At 36.0% G+C, this 19694-nt stretch carries 19 protein-coding genes and 1 tRNA gene; 5 read left to right on the top strand and 15 right to left on the bottom strand.

The genetic code is table 11. The features are described 5' to 3' along the window. Positions 1-5 precede the first annotated feature (5 nt). Positions 6-242 (bottom strand): acyl carrier protein, encoded by a 237-nt coding sequence (locus EO244_RS13665; RefSeq protein ID WP_129255248.1) that lies wholly within the window; start codon positions 240-242, stop codon positions 6-8. Between the two features lie 387 nt (positions 243-629). Here EO244_RS13665 and purN point away from each other — a divergent pair, with 387 nt between their 5' ends. Continuing rightward, a complete protein-coding gene (purN, locus tag EO244_RS13660) occupies positions 630-1205 on the top strand; it encodes a phosphoribosylglycinamide formyltransferase (RefSeq protein ID WP_129255247.1) in 576 nt (191 codons plus the stop codon). 77 nt (positions 1206-1282) lie between these two features. Here purN and EO244_RS13655 read toward each other — a convergent pair whose 3' ends face one another. The 4 genes from EO244_RS13655 to leuS all read right to left on the bottom strand — a co-directional run bounded on the left by EO244_RS13655 (position 1283) and on the right by leuS (position 7475). Next, positions 1283-2590: a M23 family metallopeptidase gene (locus EO244_RS13655; protein ID WP_129255246.1), complete on the bottom strand. Its 1308-nt coding sequence runs from the start codon at positions 2588-2590 to the stop codon at positions 1283-1285. 211 nt (positions 2591-2801) lie between these two features. Beyond that, positions 2802-3662, bottom strand: a complete 861-nt coding sequence (locus EO244_RS13650; RefSeq protein WP_129255245.1) for a YitT family protein — start codon at positions 3660-3662, stop codon at positions 2802-2804. Positions 3663-3729: 67 nt separating this feature from the next. Next, positions 3730-4590 (bottom strand): YitT family protein, encoded by an 861-nt coding sequence (locus EO244_RS13645; RefSeq protein WP_129255244.1) that lies wholly within the window; start codon positions 4588-4590, stop codon positions 3730-3732. A 122-nt stretch (positions 4591-4712) separates the two neighbouring features. Beyond that, on the bottom strand, positions 4713-7475 hold the full coding sequence (leuS, locus tag EO244_RS13640; protein ID WP_129255243.1) for a leucine--tRNA ligase: 2763 nt from the start codon (positions 7473-7475) through the stop codon (positions 4713-4715). A gap of 350 nt (positions 7476-7825) precedes the next feature. On the opposite strand from leuS, the gene EO244_RS13635 reads away from it, so the two are divergent. After that, positions 7826-7899, top strand: a tRNA-Arg gene (locus tag EO244_RS13635). Between the two features lie 116 nt (positions 7900-8015). Here the strand turns inward: EO244_RS13635 and EO244_RS13630 are convergent. From EO244_RS13630 to EO244_RS13585, 10 genes are all read right to left on the bottom strand, one after another. Further along, positions 8016-8483: an ExbD/TolR family protein gene (locus EO244_RS13630; protein ID WP_129255242.1), complete on the bottom strand. Its 468-nt coding sequence runs from the start codon at positions 8481-8483 to the stop codon at positions 8016-8018. Then, on the bottom strand, positions 8483-9058 hold the full coding sequence (locus EO244_RS13625) for an ExbD/TolR family protein (protein WP_129255241.1): 576 nt from the start codon (positions 9056-9058) through the stop codon (positions 8483-8485). Before EO244_RS13625 ends, EO244_RS13630 begins: the two co-directional genes overlap by 1 nt. A 48-nt stretch (positions 9059-9106) precedes the next feature. Continuing rightward, positions 9107-9556, bottom strand: a complete 450-nt coding sequence (locus EO244_RS13620; RefSeq protein WP_129255240.1) for a hypothetical protein — start codon at positions 9554-9556, stop codon at positions 9107-9109. Positions 9557-9565: 9 nt separating this feature from the next. Then, positions 9566-10399, bottom strand: coding sequence for a MotA/TolQ/ExbB proton channel family protein (locus EO244_RS13615; protein ID WP_129255239.1), 834 nt, complete (start codon positions 10397-10399; stop codon positions 9566-9568). A 213-nt stretch (positions 10400-10612) separates the two neighbouring features. Then, positions 10613-11635: an asparaginase gene (locus EO244_RS13610; protein WP_129255238.1), complete on the bottom strand. Its 1023-nt coding sequence runs from the start codon at positions 11633-11635 to the stop codon at positions 10613-10615. Between the two features lie 142 nt (positions 11636-11777). After that, positions 11778-12545, bottom strand: coding sequence for a TatD family hydrolase (locus tag EO244_RS13605; protein ID WP_129255237.1), 768 nt, complete (start codon positions 12543-12545; stop codon positions 11778-11780). Between the two features lie 96 nt (positions 12546-12641). Further along, positions 12642-13976, bottom strand: coding sequence for an NADP-specific glutamate dehydrogenase (gene gdhA, locus EO244_RS13600; protein ID WP_129255236.1), 1335 nt, complete (start codon positions 13974-13976; stop codon positions 12642-12644). A 205-nt stretch (positions 13977-14181) separates the two neighbouring features. Next, complete coding sequence (dprA, locus tag EO244_RS13595; RefSeq protein WP_129255235.1) at positions 14182-15285, bottom strand: DNA-processing protein DprA; 1104 nt, start codon at positions 15283-15285, stop codon at positions 14182-14184. 62 nt (positions 15286-15347) lie between these two features. Further along, the gene (locus EO244_RS13590; protein ID WP_129255234.1) at positions 15348-15914 is read right to left on the bottom strand and encodes an outer membrane beta-barrel protein; all 567 of its coding nucleotides are present in this window, start codon (positions 15912-15914) and stop codon (positions 15348-15350) included. Positions 15915-15951: 37 nt separating this feature from the next. Further along, positions 15952-16305: a hypothetical protein gene (locus EO244_RS13585; RefSeq protein ID WP_129255233.1), complete on the bottom strand. Its 354-nt coding sequence runs from the start codon at positions 16303-16305 to the stop codon at positions 15952-15954. A 253-nt stretch (positions 16306-16558) separates the two neighbouring features. On the opposite strand from EO244_RS13585, the gene aroB reads away from it, so the two are divergent. The 3 genes from aroB to aroA all read left to right on the top strand — a co-directional run bounded on the left by aroB (position 16559) and on the right by aroA (position 19474). After that, on the top strand, positions 16559-17620 hold the full coding sequence (gene aroB, locus EO244_RS13580; RefSeq protein ID WP_129255232.1) for a 3-dehydroquinate synthase: 1062 nt from the start codon (positions 16559-16561) through the stop codon (positions 17618-17620). Then, the gene (locus EO244_RS13575) at positions 17604-18152 is read left to right on the top strand and encodes an adenine phosphoribosyltransferase (protein ID WP_206734571.1); all 549 of its coding nucleotides are present in this window, start codon (positions 17604-17606) and stop codon (positions 18150-18152) included. Before aroB ends, EO244_RS13575 begins: the two co-directional genes overlap by 17 nt. A 95-nt stretch (positions 18153-18247) precedes the next feature. After that, entirely contained in the window at positions 18248-19474 is a 1227-nt protein-coding gene (gene aroA, locus EO244_RS13570; RefSeq protein ID WP_129255231.1) for a 3-phosphoshikimate 1-carboxyvinyltransferase, read from the top strand. Positions 19475-19694: the final 220 nt, after the last annotated feature.

Below are 19694 nucleotides of genomic sequence, written 5' to 3'. Positions count from 1 at the left end.
ATTAATTACTTAGCGTTTTCTTCGATATAAGAAATAGCGGCACCTACAGTCCCGATGTTCTCAGCTTGATCATCTGGAATAGCGATGTTAAATTCTTTTTCGAATTCCATGATTAACTCAACAGTATCCAATGAATCAGCTCCTAGGTCGTTAGTGAAGCTAGCTTCAACAGCAACTTCTGTTTCATCAACACCTAATTTGTCAACAATGATTGCTTTTACTCTAGATGCAATATCAGACATAACTTTAAAATTTTAGATTAATATTTAAAAAACTAATTAATTTCTAACTCTGCAAAGAAATAAATATAGATTATAAAATCAAACTTATTTCCACATAGTTGGTCGCAAAGATAATCCTTTTTCTCTCTCATGTGAAAGGTTTTTCCATTAAATTCACACTCTCAAAATGTTAATCACTGATAATCAAACAAATACACTCTCTGTAAATTACTCCAACAAAAGACATTAAGCCCATAATTATTAAGGGAATAAGCATAAACTCCTGAATAATAAGTAAAACAAGTCCAAACTTTCAAAATATAGCATTGTATTAAAATTGATGATAATCAACAGAGTATAAATTTATTTATTCATTAACTTTGCGGGCATAAATACCAAACAACTAGCATGAAAAGAATTGCCATTTTTGCTTCCGGCTCAGGAAGTAACGCTGAAAATATCGCTCATTATTTCGAATCAAATCCTGAAGTTGAAATATCAATTATTCTAAGCAACAAGACAGATGCCTTTGTTCTGGAAAGAGCAAAAAAACTCAATATCCCGAGTCAAACCTTCACCCGAAATGACTTTTATGAGACAGACTCCATTGTTAATTTATTGAAAGAAAAACAAATTGATCTGATTGTATTAGCAGGTTTTTTATGGCTTGTACCTGATTCACTTATAAAGGCATATTCTGATGCTATTATTAATATTCACCCGGCTCTTCTTCCCAATTATGGTGGGAAAGGTATGTATGGCATGAATGTTCACAAGGCCATTATTGCTAACAAAGAAAAAGAAAGCGGTATAACTATTCATGTGGTCAATGAAAAATACGATGATGGGGAAACAATTCTTCAGGCAAAATGCCAAATCGAAGAAAATGACACCGCAGAAGATCTTGCCAACAAAATTCATGAATTGGAATATGAATACTTCCCTCGTGCCGTTGAAGAATATCTGGACAAGATTAAAAAATAGTTTTAATTCCATATATCAAAAATGGGAGATTGTTTTAAGTCAAACAATCTCCCATTTATATTTTGCCTCTTTATCTATTAATTCATTATCTGCATACTAGAGTCAGAAATAACCTCTTCTTTGGCCAATCTTACTTGATAACCCAATTCCACTAGCAGCTGATTTTTGATTTTATTATAAGCCTCAATATTTTGTTCTGAAACCGGAGCCACAGGAGGCGATTGCATTTTTAATGGATTAATAGCCATACCATTTTTATGCACTCTGAAATCCAAATGAGGGCCAGTGGCTAAACCACTTGCTCCAACATATCCAATTATCTGTCCCTGTTTCACATGTGAACCAACACCAACATTCTTCCCAAAGCGTGAAAAATGCATATATGTGGTAGAATAAACGGAATTGTGCTTTATTTTAAGGTAGCGACCGCCTCCATTTTTTTGATTCCCTTTTTTAACCACAATCCCATCGCCAATAGACATTACAGGTGTTCCTGTTGGAGCTGCATAATCGACACCATGATGCGGGCGAAAACGCTTAAGAACAGGATGATATCGATTATTCGAAAAAGCGGAACTGATTCTTGAATAATGCAGAGGTGCTTTCAAGAAAGCTTTCTGTAAGCTTCTGCCTTCTTCATCAAAATAACCAACTTTCTCTCCATCCTTAAAAGCAATTGCATAGTTATCCGAGTTGTGATGAACGAAATTTGCAGCAATAACATCGATCTGATGTATCGACTCTCCATCTATCATTTCTTCATCGTAAATAACATGAAATTCATCACCCTTACCTATCCCGAAGAAATCAATTGTCCAGGCATATATATCTGACAATTTCATTGAGAGCAAAGGATCGGCATTGGCATCAACCATTGCATTCCACAACGAAGACTCAATCTTACCCTTTACCTGTTTACGAACTTTCGTAATTTCCTTCTGTCCCTTATAAACCTGAACCGTATCTCTTAAGTCAAAAACAATATACTCTTTAGATGTATTCTCATAAATAAAATATTCAGCAGTCTTTAAACTATCTTTTGTAAAAAGCATAGCATATTTTCGACCTGCCTTTATCTTACGAACATTAAAAACCTTTTTGGCCTTTTCTTGAATTTCATAAATACGTTTGGACGAAACCTTATATTGATCTAAAATTACCGAAAGTGTCTGATTGCGCTTCACCTTATAATCTTCAAGAAGAAAATCATCAATAGGGAAACCATATTTGTAATTGATTTCCTGATTCTGAACAGAATCAATTAAAACAGGAGTGGCCTTGTCAGCAGGAGTTAATTCAATCTCAGTTCTGTTCTTCAAAAAAAACAAGCCTGCAAGAATCAAAACCGGGATAATTAGGTATTGCACCTTTAGGAAACGCTTCATAAAATACTTAAATCTTCAAAATGGAACTTTGGTCGGATTTCTTCTTCATATCGGCTAATCATCCTCACAATTCTAATCTATTTGCCGACATCGTCGCCGAAGTTAAGATTTATTACATGCTGATACAAATTGCCGGGTAGTAGATTCGTCTACTACCCGGCAATTTTAACATTATTAAACCTATCTGCCACTGCTTTTTAAAGAAGCTGCATTATTTTATTTTATCAAACCCCTGGCCATAGACTCCCATTACTGATCCCATAGAAATAAATGCATCAGGGTCAACAATTTTAACCATTTTCAAAATTGCTTGTGAATCTTTTTTCTTAGCCAAAAGCATCAGAACTTTAACTTCTTCCTGAGAGTAGCCCCCTTTAGCTTGAAGCTCTGTCAGGCCTAAATCAAGTTTAAAAACAACTTCATTTCTAATCTCATCGTATTTCTTCGTGAAGATAAAAATCTGAACAGATTGCTTACTCCCCTCGATCACCATATCAACACAATAAGCGCTCACGCCCATAGCAACAAAACCATAAACAACTTGCTCAATCGAATTTGACAGAAAATAAGATGATGAAATAATAATTAAATCCAATGTCAGAAGAAGCTGTCCCGGACTGTAATTTCGATATTTATTTATCATCATGGCAATAATATCGGTTCCCCCGGTACTACCACCCTGTGACAAAATAATACCAGCACTTGCTCCGGCCAAAATACCTCCAATTATTGCACACATGAAACGATCACTAACCAAGGGTTCTGTAATAATTGATTGCAAAAGCCACAAAAAGAATGATAGTACAAAAGTTGCAAAAATGGTTTTTATACCAAAACCAAAGCCCAAAACCCTCATAGCCATAACAAGTAGTAAGCCATTGATAATAAAAACAGAATATCCTACTTTGAAACCTGTCGCAAAATAGATAATGGTTGCAATACCACTCACCCCTCCCCCAACAATTTCAGATGGTATTAAAAAACCTGTCCAGCCAATAGATCCAATAAAAAGTCCTATTGCGATAATAAAATACGACTTAAACTGCTTGGTAAAATCTAGAATCTTTGTCATGATATAATTTTAGAATCATTTTCCCTATTGGGATTTTTTTTCGGGCACAAAGCTAGTAAGAATTTACTTATGCACGAATTTCTTCGAAGCCAGAACCATAAACTCCCATAACCGATGCCATTGATATAAATGCATCCGGATCAAAATGTTTAACCAACTTAAAGACTTGAGGCGTTTCGTGTTTACGTACAACCACCATTAGTATTTTTCTATTTTCTTTTGAATACCAACCAACGCTATCAATTACAGAAATCCCGCGATTAAGACTCGCTGCAATTTCATTGGCAATTTTCTCATGCTCGTTAGTAATGATAAACATCTGTGCGGACTGCTTGGCTCCACTGATCACCATATCAATAGCATAAGATGCAATTCCCATTGAAACATAGCCATAAACAATAGTAGGAACATCTCCAAAAACCAGATAAGAAGACGCTATAATAAATACATCGAAATACAAAATAATACGTCCCGGACTTATGTTTTTATACTTATTTATAATCATGGCGATGATGTCGGTTCCCCCGCTACTACCGCCTTGAGAAATCGTAATTCCGACTCCGGCACCTCCAAGTATTCCACCAATAATAGCAGCCATAAATTTATCATCGACTAAAGGTACCGTAAATATTTTTTGTTGAAAACTAAGAAAAACCGAGCCCAACAAGATGGCATAAATAGTTTTCGCACCAAATTTAGGTCCCAAAATCTTTAAGGCAATTATTATGAGAAAACAATTGATGATAAAATACGACACCCCTACAGGTATCGTTTTTCCTGAACCGTAAAAGATTAAAGTCCCAATACCACTCACGCCACCACCAATAATCTCTGAAGGGATTAAAAATGCTGTCCAACCAAAACTATAAATTGCCAATCCTAATGCAATGATAAAATAGGATTTCAATTCCGAGGTGTTCAATTTCATTTTCTTAATTATTACTTTTAAAAGCTTGTGTTTCTAATTGATAGATAAATAAAAAAGCTTTAGTTTCATTGAGTAGTCAATGTAACTAAAGCTTTTCTTAATATAAGTTATTAGCTTCCTGTCTAGACTACTATGTTTATAATTTTTTTAGGAACGATAATCACCTTTTTAGGCGTTTTACCATCGATCCACTTTTGGGCCTGTTCACAAGTCATTACTGCCTGCTCAATTTCATCTTTACTCAGACTCAACGAAAGTTCCAGCTTAAATCTCATTTTACCATTAAATGAAACCGGATATGAATGTACATCTTCTTCCAAATACGATTCATTTAATACTGGGAAAGTTGCATCTGTAATGCTATTTTCATTTCCACACAGTGCCCATAATTCCTCTGTTATATGTGGTGCAAAAGGCGCTAAAAGAGCAAGTAACTCTTCCAAAATATCTTTCTTATTACACTTAATACTACTCAGTTCGTTCACACAAATCATAAAGGCTGATACCGATGTATTGAATGAGAATCGTTCAATATCATCCTGAATTTTCTTTATTGACTTATGCAGAATTTTATACTCAGCTTTAGTTGGTGCATCAGTAGAAATACAGAATTCGTTCTGGTCATTATGGAACAAGCGCCACAACTTCTTCAAAAATTTATGAACACCATCTATTCCATTCGTATCCCACGGTTTTGAAGCTTCCAAGGGGCCCAAGAACATCTCATACAAACGAAGTGTATCCGCACCATATTCTTCAACAATCACATCAGGATTAACCACATTAAACATCGACTTCGACATTTTCTCTACAGCCCATCCACAAATGTATTTACCATCTTCCAAAACAAATTCAGCATCAGCATACTCCGGCATCCAATTTTTGAAAGCTTCAATATCTAAAACATCATTTTTCACAATGTTTACATCAACATGAATTTGGGTTGTGTCATAATCTTTTCTAAGACCATAAGACACATACTTATTGGTATTCTTAATACGATATACAAAGTTTGAACGACCTTGAATCATACCTTGATTGATTAATTTTCTGAAAGGCTCATCCTTACAAACCTTACCGATATCGAAAAGGAATTTATTCCAGAAACGAGAATAAATCAAATGACCTGTTGCATGTTCGGTACCCCCAATATACAAATCAACATCTTGCCAATATTCATTTACTTCCTCAGAAACCAAGGCTTCCTGATTTCGAGGATCCATATAACGCAAATAATATGCAGATGAACCTGCAAAACCAGGCATAGTATTCAACTCAATTGGGTAGCCATCTTCTGTTGTCCAGTTTTCCGCACGTCCCAATGGAGGTTCACCTGTTTCTGTTGGTAAATACTTATCAACTTCCGGTAACTCAAGAGGCAACTTATCAAGGTCCATCATTTGTGGCATACCATCCTTAAAATATACAGGGAATGGTTCACCCCAATAACGCTGGCGTGAAAAAATCGCATCACGCAAACGGAAATTAACTTTACACTTACCTAAACCTCTTTCTTCAATTTCGTTGTTCACTTTTACAATGGCGTCTTTAACATCCAATCCATTCATAAAATCAGAATTGATCATTTCGCCAGACTTCGCATCATAAGAACCATCGCTTAAATCGCCACCTGAAACCACAGGCACAATCGGTAAATCGAAATGCTTGGCAAAAGCATAATCACGACTATCGTGAGCAGGAACGGCCATAATAGCACCCGTTCCATATCCAGCCAATACGTAATCACTTACCCAAACAGGAATTGCCTCACCTGTAAATGGATGTATCGCATATGAGCCTGTAAATTCACCACTAACTGTCTTAACATCGGCCATACGTTCTCTTTCGGTACGCTTTTTAGTGGCTGCAATATAGGCTGCAATCTTTTCTTTATATTCAGGTGTGGTTAGTTGATCAACTAGTTCGCTTTCCGGAGCCAAAACCATGAAACTCACACCAAAAATTGTGTCGGGACGAGTTGTGAAAATTGTCATCACAACTTCAGAATCCTTCACCTGAAAATCCATCTCAGCACCTTCGGAACGACCGATCCAGTTACGCTGGATTTCTTTCAATGAATCCGTCCACTCCAACTTCTCCATATCTTCAAGCAAACGCTTGGCATAAGCAGATACTCTTAAAGACCATTGACGCATTTTTTTCTGCTCAACAGGATGCCCTCCTCTAACAGACAGACCTTCTTTAATTTCATCGTTGGCAAGTACAGTACCCAATTTAGGACACCAGTTAACCATTGTGTCAGCCAAATAAGCCAAACGGTAATTTAACAGAATACCATCTTGCTCCTTTTCTGACAAAGAATTCCACTCATCAGCAGTAAAGATATCTTCCTGAGATGTCGCGGCATCAACATTGGCATTCCCATTTATCTTAAACTCTTCAACCAAATCAGAAATCGCCTCAGCTTTTTGCGTTTTATTATTGAAATAGTGCTTGAACATTTCGACAAACGCCCATTGTGTCCACTTGTAATATTCAGGATCACAAGTACGCACCTCTCTATCCCAATCATAAGAGAAACCAATCTTATCTAATTGCTCACGGTATCTTTTAATATTTACTTCAGTAGTAATAGCAGGATGCTGACCCGTTTGAATGGCATATTGCTCAGCTGGTAAACCATAAGCATCGTATCCCATTGGGTGCAACACATTAAATCCTTTTAAACGCTTATAGCGAGAATAAATATCAGAAGCAATATAGCCAAGTGGGTGACCAACATGCAAACCCGCTCCGGATGGGTAGGGAAACATATCGAGCACATAAAATTTTGGTCTACTTGTATCAACATCAACTTTATAAGTCTTGTTATCTACCCAAAACTTCTGCCACTTCTTTTCTATTTCTTTAAAATTGTATTCCATGTTCAATAGCTAAATAGATATGAATCCCGAATTTAATCGGGTTTAGGCCGCACTAAAAATCTAGACAACCCCTCTCTTTCAATCTGATTGATAAATAAATAATATGAATTTCAAAGATTCCAGCAATTAAAATACATCACCAATACCCAAGAAAATCCAACTCTTCATTAAGGCGCAAAATTAGTAAAAGTTTGAAATAAATGAGGACTTTATTTTAGGAAAGAGAAATTATTAAAAATTGTCTATTAGAGCTTTAGCATATCTTCACAATATTTTAAAAATTTACAACTGAAGCAAGAGCACTTTTTAAACAAATAATTAGATTTATTTTCTAAATTTGTGTTCGAATTGGCTCCATAGTTCAGCTGAATAGAACGTCAGATTCCGGTTCTGAAGGTCATGGGTTTGAATCCCATTGGAGTCACAAATAAAGCCCGAAGCAGATACTTCGGGCTTTTTCTTTTTCCACTGTTTGCAAAAGAAAGCAAAAAAAAAAGGAGTCCGACATGGACTCCTTTTAATTATATATAGAATAATAAATTATTCTGCAGTTTGTCTGGTTGAATAATTCAACTTAAGTGAACTTGCTTTTCTAAGCTCCTGCTTAATATCAGTTACAATACCCATTTTAGTGTATTGATCAACTTTCAATGAAGTAGTCAACTTATTACGCAATTCTTCTTTTCTTGATTCACGTTCTGAAGCAATAAAAGCTTGAATATCTTCAACTGTTGCAAATTGGTCGTTCAACTGAATACGAGGCTCAGTTCCGAAAGTTTTCTGAAACTTTCTCATAGGTACACCCACATAGATGTTACTTACAAGATCCTTTTTCTCCAATTTTGTTACCTCTTTCGCTTCAGGAACCATAATATCTACATTCAAGTCAACTTCTCGCATGGTTGTTGCAACCATAAAGAAGAATAACAACATAAATACGATATCAGGAAGAGAAGCTGTTGATATGGCCGGTAAGTCTTTTTTACCGTCTTTTCTAAACTTTGACATTATTTACCTCCTGTATTTCTTGGTTCTGCTTCAGAAATCTGTACAGGGATATATTTTCTAACTGCATCTTGCTGATCTTCAGTAAGCTCGTCATATTTTTTACCCCATTTCTGCATTGCCTTCTCATCTTTCAACTCACGAGAAGCCGCTGCAAGTTCATCCTGAACGCGAATATAAGTTGCGTATTGTGTTCCACGGTCGTTCTGTAACGAAATCAACCCTTTTGAAACCATCACGTCCCCAAAGTAGGGTACAGTTTTAAGGCTTTTTTCAGGAAGATTTTCTTTGTTTGCAGGATTCAGAAAGAATTCTTTAGTCTTATCACGCAATTGTGAAATACTTAGAACTTCTCCGTTTACCAACAACTCATTGTTACGGTTCACCAAAATGGACAAAACATTACGTTTCTTGACCTTAACATCTGGCTCTTGAGTCTCATTCTCTGGAATCGGTGGCAACTTTTTGTAGATACCAGTATCCACATCCATTGTAGTTGTCACCAAGAAGAAAATAAGCAACAAGAAAGCGATATCGGCCATCGAACTCGAATTTATCTCTGGTGTTTTTCTTGCCATAATATTATTTCTTAAGGTTTACGATTCGAATTAAATCGAATCATTGTCTTAGCGTAATTTTCTTAATGCCTCAGTCACGACGATTGAAACGATAGCACCTACACCTAAAATATACATGGTATAAAGAACTGTATCTGCAAATTTCAACGAACCTTCATTATTATCTCCTCCTGTGTAACCAGGTAAGTTCAATAAAGTTCCATCAGATAAAGAATATGCTATCAAGATAATTACTCCAAGACCTGCAAGTCCAATCAAACCCTTAATTGCTCCCTTAGGATCAGATATAATCTGTAAAACAGGGAATAGAATTGACAAGCCAACAGTGATATAGAATAATGCCTTAGCCCAATAAATCAACGAATCAGTATAAACCGGAGTTGGATATGCTGCATTTGGCACCTCTCCACCAAAGTAAAACATGGCTACAAAAACAACTGTAAGACCAAGCATTACATAGGTAAGAATATTTAAATATTTACTCAATGTATTTGACATAGTCGGAAATTATTTTTTCAAGTTGTATTTTACTAAGATATCAAGAAGAGAAATAGATGCATCTTCCATGTTGTTTACAATACTATCAATTTTAGCAGTACAGTAGTTATAGAATACCTGAAGAATCATCGCTACGATCAAACCAGATACAGTTGTAATCAAAGCAACTTTAATACCACCAGCTACAGCAGCAGGAGAGATAGTACCCATAGACTGAATTGAGTCAAACGCACCAATCATACCGATTACTGTACCCATGAAACCCAACATAGGAGCAAGACCGATCATCAATGAAATCCAAGAAAGACCTTTCTCTAAAAGACCCATTTGAACAGAACCGTAAGCAATTACTGATTTCTCAACAACCTCTACACCTTCATCAATACGATCAAGACCTTGATAGAAGATACTAGCGATAGGTCCGCGAGTTTCTCTACAAACTTCCTTAGCAGCTTCAACACCACCATTATTCAAAGCTTCTTCTAAATTAGTAAGTAACTTCTTAGTATTTGTAGTTGACATATTCAAGTAAATGATTCTCTCAATTGAAAGAGCCAAACCTAAAATAAGAGTCAACAATACAAAACTCATAAACATCGCACCACCCTGGATGAATTGTCTCTTTACTTCAGCGTGAAATGAAGTACTCTCTACTTCTTCATCAGCAACTGGAGCTACTTCTTCTACAGCTGTTTCCTGTGCTGCAACTTCCTCAGTATTTTGATCCTGAGTATCTACGGTAGCTTCGGTAGTTTGAGCTGTCTCATCTTGAGCAACTACATTAAATGATGCTCCAAAATTCAGCATCCCGATAACTGCTATAAATGCAAATAACTTTTTCATAGTCTGTTTTTCAAATTTTAATTAACGAAATTATTTTTTACAAAATTAAACGGTTACTTTTCTAAAATTGATTAACAATAATCAACTGTTTTTTCTTTTTAAAGAACATGCCAAAACCTCTTATATTATCTATATCTCACTCCTATTCTTATGTAATCTAAGCTGATTTTAACAGTGCACCAAATTACAAAAAAAAAGTGAAAAACAAATTTTCTATTGGCATAATTCACCTTTGATGGACTTATTTAAAAAGAATTTTATCTTATCTGAATCAAGCTGCTGTCCAAGTAAAAACATCAGCTTGGTAATAGCGGCTTCTGTAGTGATATCATAACCACTCACGACCCCAATTTTTAATAATTCAACACTTGTCTCATACAAGCCCATATCTACACTTCCCGATGGACATTGAGTCACATTATATACAATAATACCATTATCGATGGCCTGCTTAATTGAATTCACAAACCAAGCATCAGTGGGTGCATTCCCTGCTCCGTAGGTTTCAATAACAACAGCTTTTAATCCTTCAATATTCAGAATCGCATCAACCGTTCTCTTATTTATTCCAGGAAATATTTTAAGAATGGCGATATTGGTATCCAAATCGGTATTTATGACAAAGGGTTTTCCTGTGGCTTTTTGAATTGACGATTCATTGTAATGAATATGAATACCAACCTTTGCTAAATTTGGGTAGTTGTATGAATGAAAAGCATTGAAATATTCAGCATTGTGCTTGGTTGTTCGATTTCCTCTGAACAATTGGTTTTCGAAAAGGACACAAACTTCCGGAACAATTGCTTTACCATCCTTATAGTCGGCTGCAACTTCAATAGCCGTTATTAAATTTTCTTTACCATCGGTACGAATCATCCCAATTGGCAACTGAGATCCTGTCAACACAACTGGTTTGTCAAGATTATCAAGCATGAAACTTAACGCTGATGCCGTATATGACATCGTGTCGGTTCCATGAAGCACAACAAAACCGGCATATTTCTCATAGTTTTCCTTAATGATATTCGCAATCTTAATCCAAACATCCGGATTTAAATTCGATGAATCAATCAATGGATCAAAAGCTATAGAAAACAATTCAAAACCGAATTTTTTAAGCTCGGGCACCTGTTTTAAAATATGATCAAAATCGAAGGGTTTTAAAGAACCATTTACCGGATCTTTCACCATCCCAATGGTTCCCCCGGTATAAATTATCAAGATTGAAGTCTTCATATTTTTTAAAATTTCATATTTTCGATATCCCGATCATTATCGGAGAATTATTAATACTAACACTAACCGGATGAAAAATCATTTTTCATCAGAATTAACTCAACACCTAATTAGAAAATATCGGCAATCAAAACCAGCCTTGTTATATTCTAAATAGTTTTTTGGCATTGCGGCTTGTTGCTTCTGCCACCTCATCCAAACTTAAATTATGAATCTCAGCCAATTTTTCAGCTACATAAGCAACATAAGCTGATTCATTTCGTTTTCCTCGCTTTGGAATTGGTGCCAAATATGGCGAATCAGTTTCCAAAATCAAATGTTTCATCCCAATTTCCTTAACAACACGATCCAATCCAGAATTCTTAAAAGTAAGAATACCATTCAAGCCCAATAAAAATCCCATCTCAATTGCTTTATTGGCTTGCTCCAGATTTCCGGTAAAAGAATGAAACACCCCTTGAAGACTCTTCAACCTAAAAGATTCCAACACTTCGAATATTTCCGAAAAAGAATCCCGAGCATGAATCACAACGGGTAATTCTTTCTCGACAGCCCAATTTAATTGTTGTTCGAAAACAAATTGCTGCTCCTTCAAAAACGTTTTATCCCAATACAAATCAATTCCAATTTCACCAATTGCAATAAAACCTTCTTCGTTCAACCATTTTTCACAAATCAGTAACTCCTCTTGATAATTCTCTTTAACCGAGGTTGGATGCAATCCCATCATCGGCAAACAATAACCAGGATAGTCTCTAACCAAATTGAGCATGGGTTCAATTGATTCGGAATCAATATTAGGCAAAAGAATCTGCCCAACATTTGCATCTTTTGCACGCTGAATTGCTTCTGCAATATCCTCGTTAAAAGCTTCAGAATAAATATGAGAATGCGTATCGATTAATTTCATACTAAATTGTGTTGATTGTGACTACCCGAAAACCTGGGGTCTAATGAAAAAAAGCCGGCTAAGCCGGCTCTTTTAAATATTTAAAGCGTTAAAGAATTAAACGCATCCTTGAGCTAACATTGCTTCAGCAACTTTAACGAAACCACCGATGTTTGCACCGTTTACATAGTTGATTTTACCATCTTTAGTACCAAAACGTACACAAGTATCGTGAATATCTTTCATAATACGAGCTAATTTCTCATCAACTTCTTCAGCAGTCCAGTTAAAACGTAGTGAGTTTTGTGACATTTCAAGACCTGAAACAGCAACACCACCAGCATTAGCAGCTTTACCAGGAGCGAAAGCAATATGTGATGATAAATAAAGCATTGCTTCAGCAGTACAACCCATGTTTGAAGTCTCTACTACATATTTACATCCGTTTGCTACAAGAGTCTTAGCATCTTCTTCGTTCAACTCGTTCTGAATTGCACATGGGAAAGCCATATCAACTTTCACACCCCAAGGCTTCTGTCCTGGGAAGAATTCAGCACCAAATTTCTCAGCATAAGGAGCTACAACATCATTGTTAGAAGCACGAAGATCCAATAAATAATCAATCTTCTCAGCATCTAAACCTTCTTTATCGTATACGTATCCATCAGGACCTGATACAGTAACAACTTTAGCACCTAGCTCAACTAATTTAAGAGCAGCACCCCAAGTTACATTACCAAAACCAGAAAGAGCTACAGTTTTTCCTTCTAATGTTTCATTGTTTTCAGCAACCATATGCTGAGCGAAATAAACAGAACCAAAACCAGTCGCTTCAGGACGGATTAAAGAACCACCAAACTCAAGTGGCTTACCAGTTAACACACCAGTAAATTCGTTACGAATTCTCTTGTATTGTCCGAAAAGGTATCCGATCTCACGACCACCTACTCCGATATCACCTGCAGGAACGTCAGTGTTAGGACCAATATGTTTACACAACTCAGTCATGAAACTTTGGCAAAAACGCATGATTTCATTATCTGATCTTCCTTTTGGATTGAAGTCAGAACCACCTTTACCACCACCCATAGGTAGAGTAGTCAAAGAGTTCTTGAAAGTTTGTTCAAAACCTAAGAATTTAAGAGCACTTAAAGTTACTGAAGGGTGAAAACGTAAACCACCTTTATATGGTCCGATTGCGCTGTTAAACTCAACACGGTAACCACGGTTGATTTCTACTTCACCGTTATCATTGAACCAAGGCACGCGGAACATGATAGTACGTTCTGGCTCACACATTTTTTCAAGAAGTTTTGCATTCTTGTATTTAGGATTAGAATCATAAGTTTCCCATACAGATTCTATTACTTCTTGTGCAGCCTGGTGAAATTCTGCTTCACCTGGAGTTCTACCCTTAAGGGCTTCCATGAATTCATTAATCTTTGCTTCCATGTCCTAAGTATGTTATGAAATTAAAATAATGTTATTGTGATACAATTGTTAATATTTTGGTTCAAATGTATATAAATTTTAAGAACCTCAAATTTTTTTCTTAAAAAAATTCAAACGTTTTAAAAAATCACGACGCACTGATTACCAGTTAATTAAGCATCACAACATCCTGCTCTACAACATTAAGCAAAAAAAAAGAGATTTTTTAAGAAGTCAAAGCGTAAATTTTGCCAGGCAAAGCTCTCACAAGACCTTCAAATTCCATTTTTAATAGCAAACTTGAAACCCGACTCATGGGTAAATTCGATTTTACAGAAAGGATATCAATTCCTAATTTGCCTTCATCTCTCAATAAGCTCACAATAAAATCTTCTTCAGGTGAGAGTTCTACAAACATTTTAGACTGAACCGCATCCTTCTGGCTCAAATCATTCTCCCAGCCTAGAATATATTCAAGATCTGCTACCGACTCAATCAAATGAGCCTGATTGGTTTTAATCAGGTGATTACAACCTTTTGAATAAACATCCCCCGGCCTGCCGGGAAATGCCAATACATCTCTATTATATGAATTTGCAATTTCAGCTGTTATTAAGGCACCTCCCTTTTTTGCAGATTCAACAATCAGGGTAGCATCAGCCATACCGGCAATAATTCTATTTCGACGGACAAAGTGTCTCGGATCGATAACACTTTGCGATGTAAACTCTGAAACCAGACCACCTTGATGAATAATCTCTTCGGCATATTTACGATGCTGTGCCGGATACATCATATGAAAACCATGACCTACAACGGCAACAGTTGGCAACTTATATTTCAATGCCGCCTTATGGGCACAAATATCAATCCCATAAGCCAAACCACTTACTATAATCGTCTTCTCGCTGTGCGAAGCAAGTGCTTTTATAATCTTGCGGCAATTTTCTTTACCATACTCCGTAGCATTACGGGTTCCCACCACACTTAAAATACGAGACGCATTAAAGTTAATCTCTCCTTTATAATATAGTGTCGTTGGTGAATCAGAACAATTCAATAAACGTTGAGGAAAATTTTCATCAAGATAGAAAGCGACTTTTATATCATTGTCATTAATAAACTTCAGTTCGGCTTCTGCCTCACGAAGAGCCGCATCCCGATCCAACTTTTGTATGATATGCTTCCCGATACCAGGAACCTTCAGCAATTCTTGCTTTTTCACTCTAAAAAATCCGTCAACACCCCCCGTATAAGCAATCACCTTTCTGGCATTAATACTGCCAAGACCATTCAAAAAGCTAAAGGCTACTTTATAAAGAGTTTCCATCGTTTGGATTTAGAACATCCAAATTAAAAAATTGTATCCGGAAATCAAAAAAAAGAAAGATGTTACAGATCAAATGCAAAACCGATAGTAACAAAACCGGCATTACCATATCCCAACTCTGAAAAAATGTCGATATTTTCACTGATATTGTATCGACCTCCAATTAGAAGTCCGAGATCGAACAACACATTATTTTCCTTGATATTAATCCCTTTTTCAGACTTTATATGCTCCAGAGAAAAACCCGTTTTCAATGATGCATACAATTCCACTCCAATTTCCGGAGATATATTTATCGCATCCAATAAATCATTCAAATCATATGAAACAACAGCTCCCAAACGATAATAGTTATGGGTAATTTCCGAGAAATCGTAGAAAAGAGATTCATTCCTCTGACCTGCAAATCCAACATAAGCTCCTAAACGAAAGCCGTCGCGCCAGGGCTTATCTGCCTGAATTAAAAATGTAGGGTACTGTGTTTCATCCCCATTTTGAAAATTATGATCAAACTTGCCATATTTTACAAAAGGTAAACCAACTTGAATTCTTAAGCCTTCTTCATTTTTTTGAGCGAATAAGGATAGTGATAGAAAAACAAGAATAATGGAGAAGAATTTTCTTTTCATATACTTCAGAATGACTATTTATAAAAACTAAACGATCTTACAACTTCTTCTTCGAATACTTCGAAAGAGAGTCCAATACCTCTGCTTTCTGTTTTTTTGACAATGCAGATAAACTTATTCCCGGATATTTGGCCAAACCTTTTGCACTCATCTGATAAAGAAATAAATCTTCGCGCAATCCCATACTGCGTTTCTTAAGCTCGAAATGAGAAAAGGTTTGCTTGCTTATTTCAATGGATTTAAACTTATCATGAAAAGGATGTAAAGGATAATATCGCATGATAATTTTATCATCGGTATCCTTATAAATAATAAAATTATATTCTCGAGTCAGATTAAGGCTAACTAAAATAACAAAAAAGGCAAACAACGAAGCCAATATAAGTATCATATAAGCAGGACTGAGATAAACAGTTAAAACAGTTAAACTCAAGTAAATAAATGTGATAATGTAATAAAAGAGCTTTATGTTTGCTGCCCTACTTTGATTGCTAAGTGTCATATGTGTATCAATATAAATTTAGAGTATAATATTACGGCTTATTTTAATAGAACAAGCCCGTATTTTTAAATTCGGCGAGTTTGACATCACTCGCTAAAATATTATATTTGACCAAAGTTAGAAACTATAAATAAGTTCGCAAATGAGTCCTCAATCTTACGATTTAATTTTTACTGAAAGCATAGAAAAAGAGCTTGGTAGAATTTTGGAAACTTATTCCAAAACAAAAATCTTTATCCTTATGGATTCAGGTGCACAAGAACACTGTTGGCATCTCTTATCAGGAAACGAAAAACTTCAGAATATCCCAAAACTAATAATTGAATCTGGTGAGCAAAACAAATCACTGGAGTCAGTAGCAAAGGCCTGGACATTCCTAAGTCAAAACGGTGCCAACCGTCACAGCTTAGTCATTAATATTGGTGGAGGTTTAATCTGTGATTTAGGTGGATTTGTTGCTTCAACATTCAAACGAGGCTGTCACTTTATTAATGTGCCAACCACTCTCCTTTCGCAAATTGATGCTTCGGTCGGTGGAAAAACAGGTTTCAATTTTAACGGTTTAAAAAACGAAATTGGAGTCATCAACCAACCCGACATCGTGATTTTATGCCCTGAATTCTTGAAAACCCTACCGATGAAAGAATTCAAATCGGGCTTTGCCGAAATGTTGAAACATGCCATGATCTATAGTCAAAATTATTTGGATGAACTTATTGCTTTTAACCTTAATGATATCAATTATTCCAAGCTACTGACACTGATTCGTAAATCAGTCGCTGTAAAACAAGAGTTTGTGATGAAAGATCCAATGGAAAGAGATATTCGAAAAGTTCTGAACTTTGGGCATACTATCGGTCATGCACTCGAAAGTTATGCACATCATCATAAACTTGAACTTTCACATGGTGAGGCGGTAGCACTCGGTATGATAGGCGAACTCTATCTTTCGGTAAAGAAAAATGCATTCCCGAAAGATAAATTTAAAGAGATAGTGAAATATATAACAGATATTTACTCAGACTTTTCTATTTTTGCGAAGGATTACCCCGAATTATATCAATTGATGTTACACGATAAGAAAAATAGTGACGAAGGAGTTAATTTTACACTTCTTCCGAATGTTGGTGCTTATACGATTAATAACATCTGCACGGAAGAGGAAGTATTTGAAGCTCTTAATCAGTATGGAAAAAGAAATTAAAATGGACGTAAAACTTCAAGAAGCAAAAAACTCAATTAGAGATATCGTTGATTTTCCTAAAGAAGGTATTGTATTTAAGGATATCACCACCATGTTGAAGGATGAAAAACATCTTAACACTTTGGTAGAATCTCTTTATGAACAATACAAAGACAAGGGGATTACTAAAATTGTAGGGCTTGAAAGTCGTGGATTTATTCTAGGTACAGTTTTGGCCTATAAATTAGGTGCAGGATTTGTTCCGGTTCGTAAACCAGGTAAATTACCAGCCCCTACTTATTCTGAAAAATATTCACTTGAGTATGGCGAAGATGAAATGTTCATTCACCAGGATGCTTTAAATTCTGATGATGTTATTTTATTGCACGACGATTTATTAGCAACTGGTGGAACAGCTAAAGCGTCTATCAATCTAATTAGCAAGTTCAATGTTAAGAATGTATTTGTCAACTTCCTTGTTGAACTTGACTTCTTAAACGGACGTGAGAAATTAGATACAAACTATCAAGTCGATTCTCTATTCCATTTCTAAACAATAGAAATTAAGGAATTACACCATACAGCCGTTGGGAAATTCAGTTTTTCTAACGGCTGATTTTTTGTACAATCTTTTTTAAGATCAATAGCATGCATTATACTATATCAAAGCCGGAAAAAAACATTGATGGAAAAATTACAATTCCCTCATCGAAAAGCATTTCGAATCGTGTGCAAATTATCAATGCTTTAAGTTATAGTTTTGAACCGATTAAGAATCTCTCTACTTGCGACGATTCTAAGGTTATGCAGGAGGTTTTATTTTCGAACACCAACGTTTTTGACGTGGGACATGCCGGCACCAGTATGCGATTTTTGACTGCTTATTTATCAAAAATACTAGGCGAATGGACACTTACCGGATCTGACCGAATGAAGGAACGCCCTATTTCGGTTTTGGTCGATGCTCTAAACTCGTTGGGTGCACAAATCTCATATCTTGAAAAAGAAGGCTATCCACCATTGAAGGTTTTAGGATCGAATATTACCGGAAAAGAAGTTGAACTAGCCGGAAATACCAGTTCACAATACATCTCTGCCCTATTGCTTATCGCTCCTACTCTTGAAAATGGGCTCCGTATTAAACTGCAAGGTAAAGTTGTATCCCGATCATACATCGACATGACTCTTAAAATCATGGAGGAGTTTGGCATACAATCAGAATTTAAAGGAAATGAAATTTACGTTGCTAAACAGCCTTATAAAGTGATGCCATATACGGTTGAAGCTGACTGGTCGGGTGCTTCGTATTGGTATGCCTTTATGGCCTTAGCTCCTAAGGGAAAGCTTTATTTGGATGGGCTAAGAAAAAACAGTTTTCAGGGTGATTCTGGTTTGGTTGAAGTCTTTGAAAAACTCGGTGTAAAGACCAATTTCTCGAAAAAAGGCATGTACATTGAACAAACGAATGAGGTTTGTAAAAAATTAGTTTTCGATTTTATTGACATGCCTGATTTGGCTCAGACCTTTGCTGTTGTCGCTGCATTAAAAAACATTCCTTTCCATTTTAAAGGGCTGGAAACCCTTAAAATTAAAGAAACCAATCGTATTGCTGCGCTTATTGACGAATTGGCGAAACTGGGCTATGTCCTTTACGAGCCTCAGGAAGGTGAGCTGGCTTGGGATGGCGAAAAGAAGGATGAAAGCGACGAGATTATCATCGAAACCTATCACGATCATCGAATGGCTATGGCTTTTGCGCCTATAGCAATGGTTCGTCCTGAAATCAAAATAGCCGACCCTATGGTTGTCAACAAATCTTACCCTAACTTTTGGAAACAATTACAAGAAGTAGGATTCCTGATTAATCAGGGGTAATGATATGATGATTTGATGATGTGCTTATTTGAAAAATAAAACTCGAATTCACGAATGGATTTTTAAAAAATATAATTCGTGAATTCGTGGCTATTTGTAATACCCTGAAATAGCTTGACACAAAAAGTCAAGGTAATGGAAAAAAGAAAAGAAGGGATGCTCACCAACGAAATGAGTGGATTTAAACGTGAAAGTATAAATTACAATAACTATGAAATAA

This window comes from Ancylomarina salipaludis (genome assembly GCF_004122035.1).
Taxonomy (GTDB): domain Bacteria; phylum Bacteroidota; class Bacteroidia; order Bacteroidales; family Marinifilaceae; genus Ancylomarina; species Ancylomarina salipaludis.
Note: the sequence above shows the minus strand (reverse complement) of the source record. Positions and strands in the feature narration are given on the sequence as shown.

Excerpts from the sequence above, each read along its gene's own strand:
- EO244_RS13665 (WP_129255248.1), bottom strand. The coding sequence starts at position 242 with ATGTCTGATATTGCATCTAGAGTAAAAGCAATCATTGTTGACAAATTA.
- purN (WP_129255247.1), top strand. The coding sequence starts at position 630 with ATGAAAAGAATTGCCATTTTTGCTTCCGGCTCAGGAAGTAACGCTGAA.
- EO244_RS13655 (WP_129255246.1), bottom strand. The coding sequence starts at position 2,590 with ATGAAGCGTTTCCTAAAGGTGCAATACCTAATTATCCCGGTTTTGATT.
- EO244_RS13650 (WP_129255245.1), bottom strand. The coding sequence starts at position 3,662 with ATGACAAAGATTCTAGATTTTACCAAGCAGTTTAAGTCGTATTTTATT.
- EO244_RS13645 (WP_129255244.1), bottom strand. The coding sequence starts at position 4,590 with ATGAAATTGAACACCTCGGAATTGAAATCCTATTTTATCATTGCATTA.
- leuS (WP_129255243.1), bottom strand. The coding sequence starts at position 7,475 with ATGGAATACAATTTTAAAGAAATAGAAAAGAAGTGGCAGAAGTTTTGG.
- EO244_RS13630 (WP_129255242.1), bottom strand. The coding sequence starts at position 8,483 with ATGTCAAAGTTTAGAAAAGACGGTAAAAAAGACTTACCGGCCATATCA.
- EO244_RS13625 (WP_129255241.1), bottom strand. The coding sequence starts at position 9,058 with ATGGCAAGAAAAACACCAGAGATAAATTCGAGTTCGATGGCCGATATC.
- EO244_RS13620 (WP_129255240.1), bottom strand. The coding sequence starts at position 9,556 with ATGTCAAATACATTGAGTAAATATTTAAATATTCTTACCTATGTAATG.
- EO244_RS13615 (WP_129255239.1), bottom strand. The coding sequence starts at position 10,399 with ATGAAAAAGTTATTTGCATTTATAGCAGTTATCGGGATGCTGAATTTT.
- EO244_RS13610 (WP_129255238.1), bottom strand. The coding sequence starts at position 11,635 with ATGAAGACTTCAATCTTGATAATTTATACCGGGGGAACCATTGGGATG.
- EO244_RS13605 (WP_129255237.1), bottom strand. The coding sequence starts at position 12,545 with ATGAAATTAATCGATACGCATTCTCATATTTATTCTGAAGCTTTTAAC.
- gdhA (WP_129255236.1), bottom strand. The coding sequence starts at position 13,976 with ATGGAAGCAAAGATTAATGAATTCATGGAAGCCCTTAAGGGTAGAACT.
- dprA (WP_129255235.1), bottom strand. The coding sequence starts at position 15,285 with ATGGAAACTCTTTATAAAGTAGCCTTTAGCTTTTTGAATGGTCTTGGC.
- EO244_RS13590 (WP_129255234.1), bottom strand. The coding sequence starts at position 15,914 with ATGAAAAGAAAATTCTTCTCCATTATTCTTGTTTTTCTATCACTATCC.
- EO244_RS13585 (WP_129255233.1), bottom strand. The coding sequence starts at position 16,305 with ATGATACTTATATTGGCTTCGTTGTTTGCCTTTTTTGTTATTTTAGTT.
- aroB (WP_129255232.1), top strand. The coding sequence starts at position 16,559 with ATGAGTCCTCAATCTTACGATTTAATTTTTACTGAAAGCATAGAAAAA.
- EO244_RS13575 (WP_206734571.1), top strand. The coding sequence starts at position 17,604 with ATGGAAAAAGAAATTAAAATGGACGTAAAACTTCAAGAAGCAAAAAAC.
- aroA (WP_129255231.1), top strand. The coding sequence starts at position 18,248 with ATGCATTATACTATATCAAAGCCGGAAAAAAACATTGATGGAAAAATT.